Source organism: Tamaricihabitans halophyticus, from assembly GCF_004340875.1.
In the GTDB taxonomy this organism is placed as follows: Bacteria; Actinomycetota; Actinomycetes; order Mycobacteriales; family Pseudonocardiaceae; genus Tamaricihabitans; species Tamaricihabitans halophyticus.
The window spans coordinates 284,226-302,337 of sequence record NZ_SLXQ01000006.1 but is presented as its reverse complement, the minus strand read 5'-3'; the positions used below and the strand labels follow the sequence as shown (position 1 = coordinate 302,337).

Here is an 18,112-nt window from a genome sequence, read left to right as displayed (position 1 = left end):
AGACATCGACATCCACACCGAACCCCGGAGGCCCTCACCCACACAAGATCATCCGATCACGCGTCCCCCCGTTCACAACCTCCCAAGGCACTACACCTAATGATTGCGATCCCGGGGCGCCGGCGGCCACGGCGGATAAAGAACGCGGTCATGCAGGGTGCGACGGCTAGAGCGGTGGAGTGAAGGTGATGAACCAGCGCTGGTTGTCCTCGGTCACCGCGAGCAGGTAGCGGAACGCGCGCGTATCGGTGTTCCCATCAACACTGAGCAGTGGTTCGCCGGAGGCCCGCCGCGTGATGGCTACTGTCACCTGCTCGGGACCGAGCTCCTCGAATTTGTCCAAATAGGACATAGCGAAGCTGTCCGAGTCGTCGTCCGGATAGTCGAGCAGCGGTCGCAGCGCTTCGGCGTCCCGGTCCCGCAGCGCGGCATCGAACCGGTCCCGCAATTCGGCCAGGCTGCCCGCGCCGGGGTCGGGCATCTGGGAGATCTGCACGGTAACCAGAACCAGCCAGCCGATCAGCGCGGCAAGGCCGATCCCCAGCCAATGCTTGGCTCGCATCCGTCCGGGTCGCACGCGCCAGGGCCGCTCGCGTTCAGCCGCGCGGCTGCGGTGGGTTGCTCTGCCCGGTGTCGCCGCCATTGCCGTACTTCTTGCGTACCTTGTCCAGCGCGTCCTTTGCCTGCTGCCGTTTCCGCGGATCGTTGGCCATGTCCTTGGCCTTGCGCAGCAGCATGCGCCCCTGCGGGGAGCTGGCGAGGCGGGCCAACTTGCCGAAAAGCGATGCCATGATGCCCTTTCTGTGGCTGGTATGTCCCGCATATCCGTTTATAACGCCGTTTGCTTACTGCCAGTATGCGGATTTGTGGTTCGCGGAGAAAGCCCGCGGCTGGGCGGTCCGGAAACCGGCTAGGCGGTGGAGACCGTGATGCTGAAGGCGCCAGGCCCGCAGTGCGCGCCGATCACCGTGCTGCAGGCGACGACACGCGGCGCGTTCGCTCCGGCGATCCGCTCGCTGAGCCGGTCGCGCACCAGCTCGGCCTGCTCATCCGCGCCGAAACTGGTGATCGCCAGATCGGTGCGCGCCCCGCCAGCGCGCTCGGTGGCGAGCTCGAGCATCCGGTTGATCGCGCGCTTGGTCCCGCGCGCCCGCGCCAGCGGTGCCACTTCCCCGTCCTGCACGGTCAGCAGCGGTTTGATGGACAGCGCCGAGCCGAGCAGCGCGCGGGCCGCGCCGATCCTGCCGCCCTTGCGCAGGTACTCCAGCGTGTCCACATAGAGCAGTTCGGTACTGCCGGCGAGGCGATCCTCGGCGGCCGTGATCACCCTGCGCGCGTTGCCGCCGGCTCCGGATACGCGCGCCGCGCTCAGTGCCGCGAAACCGAGGCTCATTCCGGTCGTGCGCGAGTCGACGACGTGAACCGGCACGGACACGTGCTCGGCCGCCTGGCGTGCCGCGTCCACGGTTGCCGACATCCGGCCGGATATTTGCAGGCTCACGATCGCGTCGGCGCCGGTGCTCGCGGCCTGCTGGTAGGTCCAGAAGAACGCGTTTGGGTCCGGCGGCGTGGTGGACACCGGGGTACCCGCGCGCATTGCCTCGATCACTTCCGGAATCGGGACACGCGCCTCGTCATTGACCAGATCGCCCATTTTCAGCTGCACCTGGACCACCGCGATACCCAGCTCATCGGCCAGCTCGGCCGGCAGGCAGGCGGTTGAATCAGTGACTACGGCGACGGACACGCTGCGGGAGGTTACTCGGTTCGCGTTCGTTGCGTGACGCGATCCCGGCCCACATCACCGCGTTGGCTCAACACGGATGGGCACCGTGCGTACCCGTCCGGCGTGACGACTCTCACGTTGGCCGGATGACCTCGCCTTTTATTGCCCGCTTACTGCCCGGTAACCCGGCAGTGACGGGGGCGACAGCGCGCATTCCCGCCGGCCGTGGCATGGTCAGAACCAGCAAGGAAAACAATTGGTACGCCTGTTATCAAAAGTTTGCGACCGGGGCCGCATGGCTGGTCGCGACCGAGATATCAGTATCGGGAGGTCGAACGAGGCCCATGACGAACATCGTTGTACTGGTCAAGCAGGTGCCGGACACCTACTCGGAACGCAAACTCGCGGCGGGCGACAACACCCTGGACCGCGAGGCCGCGGACGCGGTGCTGGACGAGATCAACGAGCGCGCCATCGAGGAAGCGCTGGTGATCAAGGAGGCGAACGAGGGCGAGGTCACGGTCGTCTGCGTTGGCCCGGATCGCGCTAACGACGCCATCCGCAAGGCACTGTCGATGGGTGCGGACAAGGCCGTGCACGTCTCCGACGAGGCCCTGCACGGCGCGGACATCCTGCAGACGAGCAAGGTGCTCGCCAAGGCGGTTGGCACCGTCGAAGGGGTCGACCTGATCATCGCCGGCAACGAGGCGAGCGACGGTCGCGGCGGCGCGGTGCCGGCGGTACTCGCCGAACTGCTCGGCCTGCCCCAGCTCACCCATGCCCGCAAGGTCACCGTCGAAGGCGGCACGGTGAAGGTGGAGCGGGAGACCGCCGATGAGGGAATCACCCACCTCGAAGCGAGCCTGCCCGCGTTGATCAGCGTGAACGAGAAGATCAACGAGCCACGGTATCCCTCCTTCAAGGGGATCATGGCGGCGAAGAAGAAGCCGGTGGAGAAGCTGACCGCGGCCGATCTCGGCCTGGATGGCGAGGTCGGACTGGCCAACGCCGCGTCCACGGTGCTCGAATCCGCGCCCAAACCGCCCCGCGAGGCTGGCCAGCGGGTGGATGACGAGGGCGACGGCGGCGTGAAGGTCGCCGAGTACCTGGCCTCGCAGAAGTTGATCTGAGTTAGCGCGTCGAGGAGGAACGAGTCAGATGGCTGAGGTATTGGTCCTCGTCGATCAGGTCGACGGCGAGGCGAAGAAGAGCACGTTCGAACTGCTGACCGCGGCGCGCCGGCTCGGCGAGCCAGCCGCGGTGGTCGTCGGGCCGGCAGGCACGGCGGCGAAGTTGACCGAAACGCTGGGCAAGTACGGCGCGACCAAGGTCTATGCCGCCGAGTCGGATGACGCGGCGAACTATCTGGTCACGCCGAAGGTGGACGTGCTCGCCGCGCTGGTCGGCTCGGCCGCTCCCGCCGCGGTGCTCGCGTCCTCGACCGCGGAGGGCAAGGAGGTCACCGCGCGACTGGCCGCCCGCACCAACTCGGGCCTGCTCGTCGACGTGGTTGATCTGGACGCCGAGGGAGTCGGTACGCACTCCATCTTCGGTGGTGCCTACACGGTCAAGGCCAAATCCGCGAACGGCACGTTGATCGCCTCGATCCGGCCGGGCAGTGTGGACCCCGAGGAGGCGCAGGGTACCCCGGCGACCGAAGCTGTCGAGGTGCCCGCGGTGGACGGGGCCAAGGCGGCGAAAGTGACCGGCCGTGAGCCGATCGTGGGTGGCGACCGCCCGGACCTCACCGAGGCGTCCGTGGTTGTCTCCGGCGGTCGCGGGGTCGGCAGTGCGGAGAGCTTCGACGTGGTGGAAAAGCTGGCCGATGTGCTCGGCGCGGCCGTCGGCGCCTCGCGGGCCGCGGTCGACTCCGGGTACTACCCGCACCAGTTCCAGGTGGGGCAGACCGGTAAGACCGTCTCGCCGCAGCTCTACATCGCGCTGGGCATCTCCGGGGCGATCCAGCACCGGGCAGGTATGCAGACCTCCAAGACCATTGTCGCGGTGAACAAGGACTCCGAGGCGCCGATCTTCGAGATCGCCGACTTCGGCGTGGTCGGCGACCTGTTCAAGGTGGCCCCGCAGCTCACCGATGAGGTAACCAAGCGCAAGGGCTGAGGCAGCCAAGCACGACCGGCGCCCCTTCCAACAGGAGGGGGCGCCGGTCGCATATCCAGGACCGTAGCCGTTCACGAAGAGTCCACTGTGGCGTCACAGGAGTACGGGGCGAACTTTTCCCCGGGCGCGTAAACAAATGGGCATGACGAAGTCGCAGCTGCTCGTCAGTTCGGCGGGCTCCGATCACGGCAATGACTCCGACTCGGCCCCCTACTCACTCATCCTCACCCGCGAGAGTAATGAAGTTCTTGCGGCGCAACGACTTCGATACCAAGTGTTTGCCGAAGAGATGGGGGCGCGGCTCGCCACTCCGCGCCCTGGCTTCGATATCGACCCCTTCGACGAGTACTGCGATCACCTGCTGGTGCGCGAGGAGCGCAGCGGCACGATCGTGGGCACCTACCGGATGCTGCCACCCGAACGAGTTCCCGCGGCCGGCGCGCTGTACGCGGACACCGAGTTCGACCTGAGCGCGCTGGATCCGTTGCGCCCGGCACTGGTGGAGACCGGCCGCTCCTGCGTGCATCCCGATCACCGCGGTGGCGCGGTGGTCAGTCTGGTGTGGGCGGGAATCGCGCGCTACATGCTGCTCGCCGGACGGCGCTACCTTGGCGGCTGCGCCTCGATTCCGCTCGACGACGGCGGCCGGCTGGCCGCTGGCGTATGGGATACGGTGCGCGCCAAGTACTACGCGCCGGAAAGCCATCGGGTGCGGCCGCTGCTGCGGTGGCACGACGCGGCGGTACCGCGTCCGGAACGGCCCAGCCTGCCGCCGCTGCTGCGTGGTTATCTGCGCCTCGGCGCACGGGTTTGTGGACCGCCGGCACATGATCCGGATTTCGGCGTGGCCGATCTGTTCGTGCTGCTCGATATGCAGCAGATGAACGAACGCTACCTGCGCTACTTCCTGGGCGAGCAGCCATGAGCGGTCCATGGCAGCCCCGCTCACCATGCGGGCCGGACTGCCTACCGGCCGATCAGCCACGGGTATCCGGGTTGCGGGCGGCCACCCGCCTTACCGCGGGTGCGATGACACTGCTCGGCGCGTTGTTACTGGCACCGCTGCTTTTCCTGCTGCCCTATGGCGCGCGCATGGGACTGCTGCGCGCGGTGTTTCGCGCGCTGCTACGGGCTTTTGGTGTCCGGCTGCGGGTATCCGGGATGGATGGGTTCCCCGCCGCCCTGCGGACCAGGAGCGGCCGTGGCGCGCTCGTGGTGAACAACCACATCTCCTGGCTGGACACGGCCGCGATCAACGCGGTGCGGCCGATGGCGTCCCTGGCCAAGGTCGAGATCGCCAGTTGGCCGTTGGTCGGCCGGTTGGCGACCGCGGCCGGCACGGTATACCTGGACAGGGGCAACCTTCGGCGGCTGCCGGAGACCGTGGCGCGGCTCGCCGCCGCACTGCGGGCAGGCGCCGAAGTGAACGCCAATCCGGAAGGCACCACCTGGTGCGGTCTCGACTCGGGACGGTTTCGGGCCGCGGCCTTCCAGGCGGCGATCGACGGCGGTGTCCCAGTGCGTCCCGTCGCGCTGCGCTACCGGCTTGCCGGTGGCACGGAGACCACCGCGCCCGCGTTCATCGGCACGGAAACCCTGGTGGACTCGGTGCGCAGGGTGGCGCGGCTGCGCGGGCTGATCCTCGAAGTGCTTGTCTGCCCGGAGATCGCGCCGGGCAGGGCGGCCAATCGGCGGGCACTCGCCGAGCTGGCCGAAACGTCCATCGATTCGGCACTCGGTCGCACTCGACTGCCGGTGCCACGTAGTGCGGTAACCCACGCTGTCCAGACTGGACCTCCAGTGGACTCGAAGTAGCATTCTCGGTTCGTGCCAACAACCACGACCGACGCGGGGCCAGGAACCCTGTTCGACAGGGACCACCGGGGCGCGACCATCGGCATTCTGCTGCTGGTCACCCTGGTTGCCTTCGAACACATGGGCGTGACAACCGCGATGCCGACCATGGTGGCCGAGCTGGATGGCGCGCGGTTGTACTCCTGGCCGTTCACCGCCTTCCTGGCGACCAGCGTGCTCGGCACGGTGCTTTCCGGGCGGCTGTGCGATGCGCGCGGTCCGGTTTCCGCGCTGCTCGCTGGCCCGCTGGTGTTCCTGCTCGGGCTGGTGGTCGCGGGCTCGGCGACACAGATGAGCTGGTTGCTCGTAGGCCGCTGCCTGCAGGGCTTCGGCGCCGGCACGCTGGTCGTCGCGGTCTACGTGTTGATCGCGCTGGTCTACGACGAGCGCATCCGGCCGGCGATGTTCGCCGCGAACGCCGCGGCGTGGGTGGTGCCCGCGCTGCTCGGGCCGACGGTGTCCGGACTGGTGACCGCATGGCTGAGTTGGCGCCTGGTGTTCCTCGGCCTGGTGCCACTGGTGATCGTGGGCGTGCTGCTGCTCGCCAAGGTGCTGCGCCAGTTACCGAGTACCGAGCCAGCGCCCCGCGAGCAGCGTCGCAAGCACGTTGTGCCCGCGGCCTTCGCGGCCGCCATTGGGGTCACCGCGCTGACCTGGGCGACGCAGCATCCTTCGACCGGCGCGCTGGTCTACGGCGCGGTGGGGGTCGGGTTGCTGGCTTTCGCGATGCGCGTCCTCCTGCCACGCGGCACGCTGCGCGCCAAACCGGGGCTGCCCACCGTGGTCCTTGCCCGCGGGCTGCTCGCGGCCGGGTTCGCCACCGTGGAGGCCTTCCTGCCGCTGACGCTGAGTTCGGTGCACGGCTATTCGCCGGCCGCCGCCGGTATTCCGCTCACCATCGGCGCGCTTGGCTGGTCGGCCGCTTCCTACTGGCAGGGGAGGAAACCGGACCTGTCGCGCGGTCAGTTGCTGCGCATCGGGTTCTGCTTGCTCGCCGTTGGCCTTGCGGTGTGCTGGTTCGTCGCACCGGTATGGGGTATTGCCTGGCTGGCCATCCCGGGTTGGCTGATCGCCGGAGCGGGCATGGGGCTGGGCATGCCCAGCATCTCGGTGTTGCTACTTGCCCTTTCCGCGCCGACCGAACGCGGCGCGAACACCTCGGCGATGCAGTTGATGGACTGGGTGTCCGCCGCGCTGTTCATCGGACTCGGTGGCATGCTGCTCGGCGTGCTCGGGTCGACGGCCGAACCGTCCCGGCCCATGGCGGTACTGCTTGCCGCAATGGTCGGACTTGCCGTACTCGGGGCCTCGCTGACCGGCCGCCGAGCGTGGCGTTGATCGCAGCTCGCCCTCCGCGGCCCACCAGCGGGCGCTGGGTGGCTACCCTGGATGGGCGGCTACCCTGGATGGTTGATGACGTACCTGGACAATGCGGCTACCACGGCTATGCTGCCCGCGGCCGTGACCGCGATGACCGAGGCGTTGACCGGGGTCGGCAACGCCTCGTCGCTGCATTCCGCTGGCCGGCGGGCACGCCGGATGGTGGAGGAGGCGCGCGAGAGCATCGCGGACTCGCTCGGGGCACGTCCCTCGGAGGTCATCTTCACCGCGGGCGGGACGGAAAGTGACAACCTGGCGGTCAAGGGCATCTACTGGGCGCGAGTGGCGGCCGAACCGGCCAGGCGCAGGGTGCTGGTCTCGGCCGCCGAGCATCACGCCGTGCTGGACGCCGTGGAATGGCTCGCCGAGCACGCGGATGCCGAGCTGAGCTGGCTCCCAGTGGACGCCTACGGCGCCGTCTCGCCGGATACCGTGCGGGCAGCGATCGCCGAGGATCCGGATACGGTCGCGCTGGTCACCGCGATGTGGGCGAACAACGAGGTAGGCACGATCAGCCAGATCGAGGCGATCGCCGAGGTCTGCGCGGAGTTCCAGGTGCCGCTGCATACCGACGCGGTACAGGCGGTTGGCTCGATCCCGGTGCGGTTCGACACCTCCGGCGCGCGGGCACTGACCGTGACCGGGCACAAGCTCGGCGGGCCCTACGGCATCGGGGCACTGCTGCTTGATCGGGATACCCCGTGTACCCCGCTGTTGCACGGCGGCGGGCAGGAGCGCGAGGTGCGTTCCGGCACGCTCGATGTGCCGGCTATCCACGCGTTCGCCGTGGCGCTGCGGGAGTCCGTCGGCGCGGTGCGGGCCGAGCGCGTCCGGTTGACCGAGCTGCGCACGGAGCTGATTCGCGCGGTACGCGCGGCGGTGCCGGACGCGGTGCTCAACGGCGCGGTACGGGACCGCTTGCCGGGCAACGCGCACTTCTCCTTCCCCGGTTGCGAGGGGGACAGCTTGCTGATGCTGCTGGACGCCAAGGGGATCGAGTGCTCGACTGGCTCGGCCTGTACGGCAGGGGTCGCCGAACCGAGCCACGTGCTGCTCGCCATGGGTACGGAGCCAGCGGTGGCACGGGGTTCGCTACGATTTTCCCTCGGCCACGATTCGACACCCGAGGACGTCGCGGCACTCGCCACGGCGATCGGGCCGGTGGTGCGGCGAGCGCGCCAGGCCGGCCTTGCCGGCACCCGCCGGCGCACAGGTTCGACAGATCAGCAGCCCGCGGAGGTTTAGGCGCGATGCGTGTATTGGCCGCGATGAGCGGTGGAGTGGACTCGGCGGTGGCCGCGGCCAGGGCGGTCGATGCCGGCCACGAGGTCGTCGGCGTACACCTCGCGCTGTCCGCGAAACCGGGCACGCTGCGTACCGGCGCGCGAGGCTGCTGCACGATCGAGGACTCCCGGGATGCGCGCAGGGTGGCCGACATTCTCGGTATCCCGTTCTACGTATGGGATTTCGCGGAACGGTTCACCGAGGAGGTCGTTGACGAGTTCGTCGCGTCCTATGCGGAGGGTCGGACACCGAATCCGTGCCTCACCTGCAACGAGAAGATCAAGTTCGAGGCGCTACTGGACAAGGCGATCGCACTCGGGTTCGACGCGGTGTGCACCGGGCACTACGCCCGACTGTCCGTTGTGGAGGATCAGCCGCAGCTGCGGCGGAGCGCGGATCCGGGTAAGGACCAGTCCTATGTGCTCGCCTCGCTGACGGCGGACCAGTTGCGGCACGCGATGTTCCCGCTTGGCGGCGATCTCAAGTCCACCGTGCGGGAGGAGGCCGCGCAGCGCGGGCTTGCCGTCGCGGAGAAGCCGGACAGCCACGATATCTGTTTCATCCCGGACGGTGACACCCAGAAGTTCCTCACGGATCGGCTTGGTGAGCAGCCGGGCAAGCTGGTGGACGCGGAAAGTGGCGCGGTGCTCGGTGAACACGTCGGCGTGCACTCGTTCACCGTTGGCCAGCGCAAGGGGCTGGGTATCGACGCGCCCGCGCAGGACGGCCGGCCGCGCTACGTGCTGTCGCTGGAGCCGGTTTCCGGCACCGTACGGGTGGGCTCGGCGGAACAGCTGGCAGTCGAGGAGATCTACGCGCATCGGCCAATCTGGCCTTCTGGCAAGGAATTCGGTGGCCGCGCCGGACCGGTGCGGTGCGTCGCGCAGGTGCGCGCGCATGGCAGCACCGCGGCCGCGGAGTCCGAACTGGTCGGTGATGAACTGGTCGTACGGCTGACCGAACCGCTGACCGGTGTCGCGCCCGGCCAGGCCGTGGTGCTCTATGAGCAGGACAACCACGGCGACCTGGTGCTGGGTAGCGGGAAAATCGCCCGCACCGGCTAAGCCGTGACACCCCGTAACCGCGTTCTTTAGGGATCTTGTGGTGAGCGGGGCGACGCATACGCGTTCCTTCGAAGATCGGCCAACCCCGCGTGCTTCTCGCGCGTCTTCGAGTAGTGGTCATCCACGTGTCGGGGAAGTGAAGGGAGTGCGGGATGTACCAGAAGATTCGCAGGTCAGCATGGTTATCCGCAGTTGGCTTACTGGTCGCCGGGCTGGTTACCGGGACGGCTGGACCAGCAAGTGCCGGACAGGACGTGCCGGCCTGTGCCGCGGCCGATCTGTCCGTGGCAAAAGGTGAATCGCAAGCGGGCATGGGCCAGCGCGGGCTGGATATCCTGGTCAGCAACTCGATGCGGGAGCCGTGCGCGGTCCGTGGCTACCCGAAGATCCAACTGCTCGACGACAACCGCGAGCGGGTACACACCGAGGAAACCTACGGCAGCACCTACTTCGCGCCGGACAGCGGCGAGCACCAGATCGTCCTCAAACCGGGCGAGAGCGCGCGCAGCAATATCGGCTACGCCCATCCGACCGCGCCGGACGAGCCGCAGGTCACCGCCTCGCATCTGCAAGTGACCGTACCGGGCACGACGGACGGCGCCTTCGTGCTGCCCATCCATAAAACCCAGGTTTACCAGGCGAAAGTGACCGCGACCGCGCTGAGCACCTAGTCGGTCGGGTTACTTGGCCGCGATGCGGTTGCTCAGGATGGGCTGCCCCGGTCCGGACAGCTCATCCACCGCGCCGCGCCGGCCGGCTATCGCCATCAGGATCGACTCGGCTGGCCCCTGCACCTCAGGGCCGTTGCCCCTGGTGAAATCCAGATCCGTGGCTTCCAACCGGAGGCCCCGAGCCCGCACGAAGGCGCCGATCGGCGGCGCGAGCAGGGCGAACCGCAGCACCTCGACAAGCCGGTCGGGCGGGATTTCCCGTGGCATGCCAAACGGTCGGCGAATGTCCTGATGATGGATGCAGCAGTCGGTGAGGGCGACCGACCCGCCGAACACGTTGGTCAACCCCGTGGGATCGAGGTGGCGCCGCAACCGCGCGAGCAGCTCATCCGGGCTGTACGCGCGGTACTCGGCAAGGGCGATGGTGTTGGCGCCGGATAGCCGCATCCCGCCCTTGGCGAACCGCACCGCGACGTCGCGCGGCCCGTGCCCTTCGTAGCTGATCACGTGCGCGACTACGTCACGCACCGTCCAGGAGTCGCAGAGTGTCGGCTCGTCCCATTGTTCCGGCCGCAACGTGCTGAGGAAGTCCGCGAAGTCGGCTCGCTCCTCGCGGGCCAGTTGGCGCCGAATGCCCATACCCGCACGCTACTACGCACGGCGCCAGAAAACGTGCCATGATCGCGGCATCCCGACGGATCTGCGAGGTGCTCATGATCGGTATGCGGTCCAGCTCGGTCGCCGATGTGCTGCGGCGTACCGCGGCGAAGGTGCCCGAGCGCACGGCGTTGCGGTTCGACACGCGCGATTGGACCTATGCGGAGTTGGATGCGGCGGTCTCCAGGGCAGCCGCGGCGCTACTCCGCCTTGGACTGCGCAAGGGAGACCGGGTGGCCGCGTATGGCCGGAACTCGGATGCCTACCTGCTCGGCTTTCTGGGTTGCGCCAGGGCCGGACTGGTGCACGTGCCGATCAACTACAACCTCGCCGGCGACGAGCTGCGCTACCTGATCGAGCAGTCCGGCAGCACCACGGTGCTCGTCGATCCAGACCTTGAGTCCAATGTGGAGTCATCGGGTGCGGCGGTGGCCACCAAGCTGCGACTGCGGGACGCGGCGGGCTCGCTACTCGAACTCGCGTGGGCAGGCGAGGTTCCCGAGCTGGACGTGTCGGTCGGCGATGACGACCTCGTGCAGCTGCTGTACACCTCGGGGACCACCGCGCGGCCAAAGGGCGCGATGATGACGCACCGTGCGCTGCTGCACGAGTACCTGTCCTGCCTCAGCGCGCTTGATCTCGCGGCCGAGGACGAGCCGCTGCACGTGATGCCGCTGTATCACAGCGCGCAGCTGCACGTTTTCCTGATGCCCGCGCTGATGATCGGGTCAACGAACCATCTGCTGGAAACCCCGGAGCCAGGCGAGATCCTGCGCCGGATCGAACGGTACGGGCACCGGTCGTTTTTCGCCGCGCCAACGTTGTGGGTGGCGCTGGCCAACCACCCGGAGTTCGCCGAGCGGGATCTCGGCTCACTGCGCAAGGCGTACTACGGCGCGTCGATCATGCCGGTGCCGGTGCTCCGCCGGCTACAGGAAGCATTGCCACAACTGGGTTTCTACAACTGCTTCGGTCAGTCGGAGATCGCGCCGCTTGCTACCGTGCTGCGGCCGGAGGAGCACGCCGAGCGTGGCGACTCGGCCGGTCGGCCGGTGCTTTTCGTGGAGCTCCGGGTGGTCGACCCGGCGGGCGAGGACGTGCCGGCCGGCGAACTCGGCGAGGTTGTTTACCGCTCGCCGCAGTTGTGTACCGGGTACTGGGACAAACCGGAGGATACCGAGGAGGCGTTCCGGGGCGGCTGGTTCCACTCCGGCGATCTGGTGTACCGCGACGAGCAGGGGTTCATCTTCGTCGTCGACCGGATCAAGGACGTGATCAACACCGGTGGCGTGCTGGTGGCCTCACGCGAGGTTGAGGACGCGCTGTACACCCACGAGGCCGTTGGTGAGGTCGCGGTGATCGGCGTGCCGGACGAGAAGTGGATGGAGGCAATCGCCGCGGTGGTGGTGCCGAAGGCGGAGACCACCGAACAGGCGTTGATCGCGCACGTACGGTCGAAGCTGGCTTCGTTCAAGGCGCCAAAGCGGGTGCATCTCGTCGAGGAGTTGCCCAGGAACGCGTCGGGCAAACTACTCAAACGCGTGCTACGTGAGCGGTTCACCGACTGACGCGCCCCGCTAAACCGCCAACCCTGAAGAACGCGAACACGAGGCGTCATCGCAAGATCCCTGAAGGTCGCGTTGCCGAGGGCGGGCGCCGCGCGGCTTCGGTCGGATGAGGTGTCGATCGTCTCGGCGTGGGTCCCGCGGGGGTGGAGGCGTGCCGACTACTGTCGGGGTGCGCAGCTAACCTGTGAGGGGCTTAGGGAGATGGAGCCCGTCGGGGAGATTGAGTCGGGGAGATTGAGCCCAGGGGAGAAGAGCAAACGTGTCGGATCAGTTTGTCCACCTACATGTGCACACCGAGTACTCGATGCTGGACGGTGCGGCGAAGATAGGTGCGCTGTTCACCGAGGCTGGCCGCCTCGGTATGCCAGCGGTGGGCATGACCGACCACGGCAATATGTACGGCGCCGACGAGTTCTACCAGCAGGCGTGCAAGGCCGGGATCAAGCCGATCATCGGTATCGAGGCCTACATCGCGCCGGGTAGCCGGTATCACAAGAAGCCGATCTTCTGGGGCCAGTCGAACCAGCGCGGCGCCGATGAGTTCGGTGAGGGCGGCGACGTCTCCGGCGCCGGCGCCTATACGCATATGACGATGCTGGCGGAGAACGCGACCGGGTTGCGGAACCTGTTCACGCTGTCCTCGCGAGCGAGTTTCGAAGGCTACTACCGCAAACCGCGGATGGATCGCGATCTGATCGCCGAGTTCGCCGAAGGGATCATCGCCACCACCGGATGCCCTTCCGGCGAGGTGCAGACCCGGTTGCGGTTGCGCCAGGAAGCCGAAGCGCTCCAGGCCGCCGCGGACTACCGGGATATTTTCGGCGCGGAGAACTTCTTTCTCGAGCTGATGGATCACGGGCTGCCGATCGAGCGGTCGGTCCGCGACGGCCTGCTGGAGATCGGCCGCAAGCTCGGGATCAAACCGCTGGCGACGAACGACAGTCACTACGTGACCAAGGACCAGGCCGATTCACATTCGGCATTGCTGTGCGTGCAGTCCGGTAAGACCCTCAGTGACCCGAACCGGTTCAAGTTCGACGGGGACGGTTATTACCTGAAATCCGCCGAGGAGATGCGGCAGTACTGGGACAACGAGGTGCCCGGTGCCGCGGACAACACCCTGCTGATCGCGGAACGGGTACAGCCCTACACGGACGTGTGGGATTTCCAGGACCGGATGCCCAGGGTCACCGTGGAGGGCGGCAAGACCGAACGGGACGCGCTCGCCGCCGAGATCGAGGAGTACCTGCCGACTCGCTACCCAGATGGGCCGAGCGAGGAATGCCGCGAGCGCATCAGGGTCGAACTGGATGTGCTCGACAAGAAGGGCTACTGCGCGTACTTCCTGGTGGTCGGCGATGTCACCCGGTGGGCGAAGTCGCAGGGCATCCACGTTGGTCCCGGCCGTGGTTCGGCGGCGGGTTCGTTGCTGGCCTACATCCTGCACATCACCAATCTCGATCCGCTCGAGCACGGCCTGATCTTCGAGCGGTTCCTGAACCCGGAGCGGGACTCGCCGCCGGATATCGACCTCGACTTCGACGACCGCCGGCGCGACGAGGTGCTGCAGTACGCGATCGACAAGTACGGCAGGGACAAGGTCGCGCAGGTCATCACGTTCGGCACGATTAAGACCAAGGCGGCGATCAAGGACGCCGCCCGGGTGCACTATGGACAGCCTGGCTATTCGATCGCGGACAAGATCTCCAAGGCACTGCCGCCACCGGTCGCGGCCAAGGACATCCCCCTCTCCGGGATCGTCGATCCGGACCACGAGCGGTTCCAGGAAGCCAGTGAGGTGCGCGGCCTGATCGAATCCGATCAGGAAGTGTCCACCATCTTCGACACCGCGCGCGGGCTGGAAGGTCTGATCCGCAACGCGGGCGTGCACGCCTGCGCCGTGATTCTGTCCTCCCAACCGTTGCTCGGCACCGTTCCGCTGTGGATGCGCGACGACGGGTCGATCATCACCGGTTGGGACTACCCGTCTTGCGAGAACATCGGCCTGCTCAAAATGGACTTTCTTGGGCTGTCCAACCTCACGATTCTCGGCGACGCGTTGGAATCGGTGAAGGAGAACAAGGGCCTCGAGCTGGATCTGTCCACCCTCGGGCTGGACGATGCGAAGACCTACGAACTGTTCGCGCGCGGCGATTCGCTTGGCGTGTTCCAGTTCGAAGGTGGCGGGATGCGGGAGCTGCTGAAACGCCTCCGGCCGACCGCGTTCGGCGATATCGTCGCCGCGAACGCGCTGTACCGACCGGGTCCGATGGATGTCAACGCGCATCTTGACTTCGCTGACCGGAAGAACGGCCGCAAGCCGATCGAACCGATCCATCCGGACCTGGAAGAAGATCTCAAGGAGATCCTGGACGAGACCTACGGTCTGATCGTCTACCAGGAGCAGATCATGGCGATCGCGCAGAAGGTCGCGGGCTACAGCCTCGGCCGAGCGGACATTCTGCGCCGTGCCATGGGTAAGAAGAAAAAGGAAGTCCTGGACCAGGAGTTCGAGGGTTTCCAGGAAGGCATGCGCGCCAACGGGTATCGCGACGACGCGATCACCAAGCTATGGGAGACCGTGCTGCCGTTCGCCGGCTACGCGTTCAACAAATCGCATGCGGCGGGTTATGCGCTGGTCGCCTACTGGACGGCGTATCTCAAGGCGAATTACCCGGCCGAGTACATGGCCGCGCTGCTGACCTCAAACGGGGACAACAAGGACAAGGCGGCCGTTTACCTTTCCGAATGTCGCCGGATGGGCATCAAGGTGCTGCCGCCGGACGTGAACGACTCCGGCCCGCGCTTCCGTGCCGTCGGTGCCGATATCCGCTTCGGGCTTGGCGCGGTCCGCAACGTCGGACACAACGTGGTCGACTCGATCATCAGCACCAGGGACAAGAAGGGCCGCTACGCCAACTTCCCGGACTTCATGGAGAAGTCCGAGATCGTGGTGTGCAACAAGCGGGTACTCGAGTCGCTGGTCAAGGCGGGCGCCTTCGACAGTTTCGGGCACACCCGGTTGTCTCTGGTGCAGGCGCACGAGGAAGCCGTCGACGCGGTCGTTGGCCTCAAGCGCCAGGAAGCCATAGGCCAGTTCGATCTGTTCGGCGGCGCCGGCAGCGAGGAACCGGCAGCCGAGGCCTCACCCCTCGCGCATCTGAAGTTCAGCCCGGATGAATGGCCGCGCAAACAGATGCTCGGCTACGAGCGGGAGATGCTTGGACTCTACATTTCCGCGCACCCTCTGGACGGTGCCGAACGCATCCTGCGTAAACAGGCGCCGAAACCGATCGCGATGTTGCTCGCTGATCCGCCGAAAGAAGGCGAAGTCACCATCGCCGGGATGATCTCCTCGCTCGAACGCAGGGTGAACAAGCAGGGCGAACCCTGGGCGATCTGCACCATCGAAGATCTCGATGCCTCCGTCGAAGTGCTCTTCTTCGCCAAGAGCTACGCGCTGTTCAGCACCGAACTCGAGGAAGACTCCGCCGTTGCGGTCAAGGGCAGGGTCAACTGGCGGGACGACAAGATGTCCGTATTCGGCTCCGGAGTGATCACGCTGGACATCAGCGAGGCTGAGCGGAACCCGGGTACCGAGCCACCGTTCGTGCTGCTGTGCAGCTCGGACAAGCTCGACCAGGACGTGGTTGGCGAGCTCAAGCGCACCCTGGTCGCGCACCGGGGTGAGACACCCGTGCACCTGAAACTGAACGGTGGGCCGCGGGCGCACACCCTGGTGGTGCCGGACTATCCGGTGAACGTGACGCCCTCGCTGATCGGCGAGATCAAGTCCATCCCCGGCGTCGCGGTGGACAGCGTCGGCTAGCGCGCCAGACGGGCTACGAGTCCTGTTTCAGCGCGGTATCCACGGTCAGCGCGGCGGCGAGCACCATACTCAGCAGCGGGTCGGCCAGCGGGCGGTGTAGCTGCACCACGTAGTTGTCCGCCGTGGTGAACATCGCCCTGGCCAGCCCCGCCCAGGTTTTGGTGATCCGCGCGATCTCGTTCTCGCCGGCGTCCAGGATGGCGAAGTTCCAGGCCCGCCAGTTCTCCGCCTGAATCGAGCCGATCTGCTGGCCGTTCACGTTCAGCGCGAACTTGATCTTGCCGAACACGTTCTCTTGCACGATCTCGCCGAGCTGCTGGCCGTTCGGGTAGCTCACCAGCATCTTGGACTTGAAGACCTTGGCCGGTCGGGTCAGCTGCAGCAGCGGCGTGTGCTGGATATCCCTGAGTTCGAAGCGGTGCGTCATGAACTGGTCGTACTTGGTCAGCAGGCGTACCGCCTTCTTCATCCCGCTCTGCCCGACCTGTACAACGGAGCCGAGCTGCTGACCGTGCTGGCTGAATACCTGGAACTCATTGGCCATCTCGATCAGCTTGCCCTTCTGGTTCACCACCAGAATGGGCTCGGTGAACAGCGTGCCGCCGCCTCCGGTGGCCGCGCCGCCGGTCGCGCCCGCCACCTGTTGTTGGATATCCGCCGGGTTGTGGCCACGATCAATGTTGAGCTCGATGGCCTCGGCGTCGCTATGCCCCACTGGCTGCGGATAGCCCTGTTGTGGATGGCCCTGTTGCGGATGGCCCTGTTGTGGATGGCCACCGTAAGGCCGCGGGTTGCCGCCCGGCTGCTGCGGTGCCGGTTGTTGCGGAGCCTGGGGCTGCGCGGGCTGTACATGCTGGGTCCACTGCCGGCCGTCCCACCAGCGGACGTAGCGCTGGTCCGCCTGGTCGGGATACCAACCGGGTGGCGGTGGAGCTGTCGTCACTCCGGTACTGTAGCCCGCCACCCGGGTGGTGCAACCGATGTTTCGTGCAATAACCGCGGGCGTGTGCCGCGACCAGCGCGCAATTAGCTGGCGATGCTGGCGTGGGCCGGCGGGTTGGCGAACGCCGTCGAGTAGAACCCATCCAGTTTGTGCACAATAGACTGGAATGTCGGATTGTCGTCGTACATCCATTCGGTATGCCCGTGTCCTGGCAGCATCATCAGCTCCTTGGGTTCGGCTGCGTGCTCGTAAAGCGAGCGTGCCTCCTCCGGTAGATGCAGCCGGTTCTCCGCGCCGTGCACCACGAGCAGCGGGCGTGGCGAGATCCGGTGCGCCACCGCCTCCGGTTGGAAGCGCAGCAGCATGTCAGCCGATTCCAGCGTTACGCCCGAACCAAAGCCGGGTGTCTGGTACAGCTCGAGGTTCACGTACCCCTCGGTCTTGGCGTCCAGGTCCAGCCGCACGATGTCCCACGGCGAGGTGATCTCCGAACGGCCGAACTCGGCCCGGCGCCCCCGATCCGCGCGAATCCGGCGTTGCAAGCTTTGCCAGGATTCCGCGTCGTGCATCATCTTGGTGGAGCGCGTGCCATCGCCAATACCGTTCAGCGCGGCGACCGCCCGCACCCGCGGATCGTCGGCGGCTTCGGCGACCACCACCCCGCCGCCGAGCCCCCAGCCGAGCAGTCCGATCCGGTCGGCGTCGATCTCCTCGTGCTCGTGCACCCTGTCCACCGCCCCGCGAAGGTTCTCCACCCACTGCTGCGGGGCGAGCCGGCCACGTTCCCCTTCGCTGTCACCGAAACCCGCGTAGTCGAAGGCGAGTACCGCGTAGCCGAGCTGGCTGAACACCCGGGCGAACCGCGCGGGATGGATATCCTTGAGCCCCTGGAATCCCGATGCGGGAATCAGCACCGGATACGGTGCCCCTGCGCCAGCATCGTCGGGTAGATGTAGATCGGCGTCGAGCCGATCACCGTGCGAGAAGAACGGCAGCGGCCGCGTACGCATCTTTCCTC

At 66.8% G+C, this 18,112-nt stretch carries 16 protein-coding genes; 10 read left to right on the top strand and 6 right to left on the bottom strand.

Annotation, left to right across the window (positions count from 1 at the left end; translation table 11 throughout):
• Nucleotides 1–166: 166 nt before the first annotated feature.
• The 3 genes from EV191_RS16565 to EV191_RS16555 all read right to left on the bottom strand — a co-directional run bounded on the left by EV191_RS16565 (nt 167) and on the right by EV191_RS16555 (nt 1,747).
• Nucleotides 167–562 carry a hypothetical protein gene (locus tag EV191_RS16565; protein ID WP_132877940.1) on the bottom strand — a complete coding sequence of 132 codons (396 nt, stop codon included), beginning with the start codon at nt 560–562 and terminating at the stop codon, nt 167–169.
• A gap of 34 nt (nt 563–596) precedes the next feature.
• Entirely contained in the window at nt 597–791 is a 195-nt protein-coding gene (locus tag EV191_RS16560) for a hypothetical protein (protein WP_132877939.1), read from the bottom strand.
• A gap of 119 nt (nt 792–910) precedes the next feature.
• A complete protein-coding gene (locus tag EV191_RS16555) occupies nt 911–1,747 on the bottom strand; it encodes a DegV family protein (RefSeq protein WP_132877938.1) in 837 nt (278 codons plus the stop codon).
• 323 nt (nt 1,748–2,070) lie between these two features.
• On the opposite strand from EV191_RS16555, the gene EV191_RS16550 reads away from it, so the two are divergent.
• The 8 genes from EV191_RS16550 (at nt 2,071) to EV191_RS16515 (ending at nt 10,097) form a co-directional block, all read left to right on the top strand.
• Complete coding sequence (locus EV191_RS16550) at nt 2,071–2,856, top strand: electron transfer flavoprotein subunit beta/FixA family protein (protein ID WP_132877937.1); 786 nt, start codon at nt 2,071–2,073, stop codon at nt 2,854–2,856.
• 28 nt (nt 2,857–2,884) lie between these two features.
• Entirely contained in the window at nt 2,885–3,844 is a 960-nt protein-coding gene (locus tag EV191_RS16545; protein WP_132877936.1) for an electron transfer flavoprotein subunit alpha/FixB family protein, read from the top strand.
• Between the two features lie 142 nt (nt 3,845–3,986).
• Nucleotides 3,987–4,769 carry a GNAT family N-acetyltransferase gene (locus EV191_RS16540; protein ID WP_132877935.1) on the top strand — a complete coding sequence of 261 codons (783 nt, stop codon included), beginning with the start codon at nt 3,987–3,989 and terminating at the stop codon, nt 4,767–4,769.
• On the top strand, nt 4,766–5,659 hold the full coding sequence (locus tag EV191_RS16535; protein WP_132877934.1) for a lysophospholipid acyltransferase family protein: 894 nt from the start codon (nt 4,766–4,768) through the stop codon (nt 5,657–5,659). The genes EV191_RS16540 and EV191_RS16535 overlap by 4 nt, the downstream gene beginning before the upstream one ends.
• A gap of 12 nt (nt 5,660–5,671) precedes the next feature.
• Complete coding sequence (locus tag EV191_RS16530) at nt 5,672–7,036, top strand: MFS transporter (RefSeq protein WP_243658996.1); 1,365 nt, start codon at nt 5,672–5,674, stop codon at nt 7,034–7,036.
• Nucleotides 7,037–7,111: 75 nt separating this feature from the next.
• Entirely contained in the window at nt 7,112–8,323 is a 1,212-nt protein-coding gene (locus EV191_RS16525) for a cysteine desulfurase family protein (protein WP_132877985.1), read from the top strand.
• 5 nt (nt 8,324–8,328) lie between these two features.
• The gene (gene mnmA, locus EV191_RS16520; protein ID WP_132877933.1) at nt 8,329–9,426 is read left to right on the top strand and encodes a tRNA 2-thiouridine(34) synthase MnmA; all 1,098 of its coding nucleotides are present in this window, start codon (nt 8,329–8,331) and stop codon (nt 9,424–9,426) included.
• A 152-nt stretch (nt 9,427–9,578) separates the two neighbouring features.
• A complete protein-coding gene (locus EV191_RS16515) occupies nt 9,579–10,097 on the top strand; it encodes a DUF4232 domain-containing protein (RefSeq protein WP_132877932.1) in 519 nt (172 codons plus the stop codon).
• Between the two features lie 9 nt (nt 10,098–10,106).
• Here EV191_RS16515 and EV191_RS16510 read toward each other — a convergent pair whose 3' ends face one another.
• Complete coding sequence (locus EV191_RS16510) at nt 10,107–10,736, bottom strand: maleylpyruvate isomerase family mycothiol-dependent enzyme (RefSeq protein WP_132877931.1); 630 nt, start codon at nt 10,734–10,736, stop codon at nt 10,107–10,109.
• Between the two features lie 74 nt (nt 10,737–10,810).
• Between EV191_RS16510 and EV191_RS16505 the strand changes: the two genes are divergently transcribed.
• A complete protein-coding gene (locus EV191_RS16505; RefSeq protein WP_132877984.1) occupies nt 10,811–12,322 on the top strand; it encodes an acyl-CoA synthetase in 1,512 nt (503 codons plus the stop codon).
• A gap of 259 nt (nt 12,323–12,581) precedes the next feature.
• Complete coding sequence (gene dnaE, locus EV191_RS16500) at nt 12,582–16,151, top strand: DNA polymerase III subunit alpha (RefSeq protein WP_279388439.1); 3,570 nt, start codon at nt 12,582–12,584, stop codon at nt 16,149–16,151.
• Nucleotides 16,152–16,164: 13 nt separating this feature from the next.
• Here dnaE and EV191_RS16495 read toward each other — a convergent pair whose 3' ends face one another.
• Both EV191_RS16495 and EV191_RS16490 read right to left on the bottom strand, forming a co-directional pair.
• A complete protein-coding gene (locus EV191_RS16495; protein ID WP_165912975.1) occupies nt 16,165–17,094 on the bottom strand; it encodes an LURP-one-related family protein in 930 nt (309 codons plus the stop codon).
• Between the two features lie 83 nt (nt 17,095–17,177).
• The gene (locus EV191_RS16490) at nt 17,178–18,104 is read right to left on the bottom strand and encodes an alpha/beta hydrolase (RefSeq protein WP_132877929.1); all 927 of its coding nucleotides are present in this window, start codon (nt 18,102–18,104) and stop codon (nt 17,178–17,180) included.
• Nucleotides 18,105–18,112 lie beyond the last annotated feature (8 nt).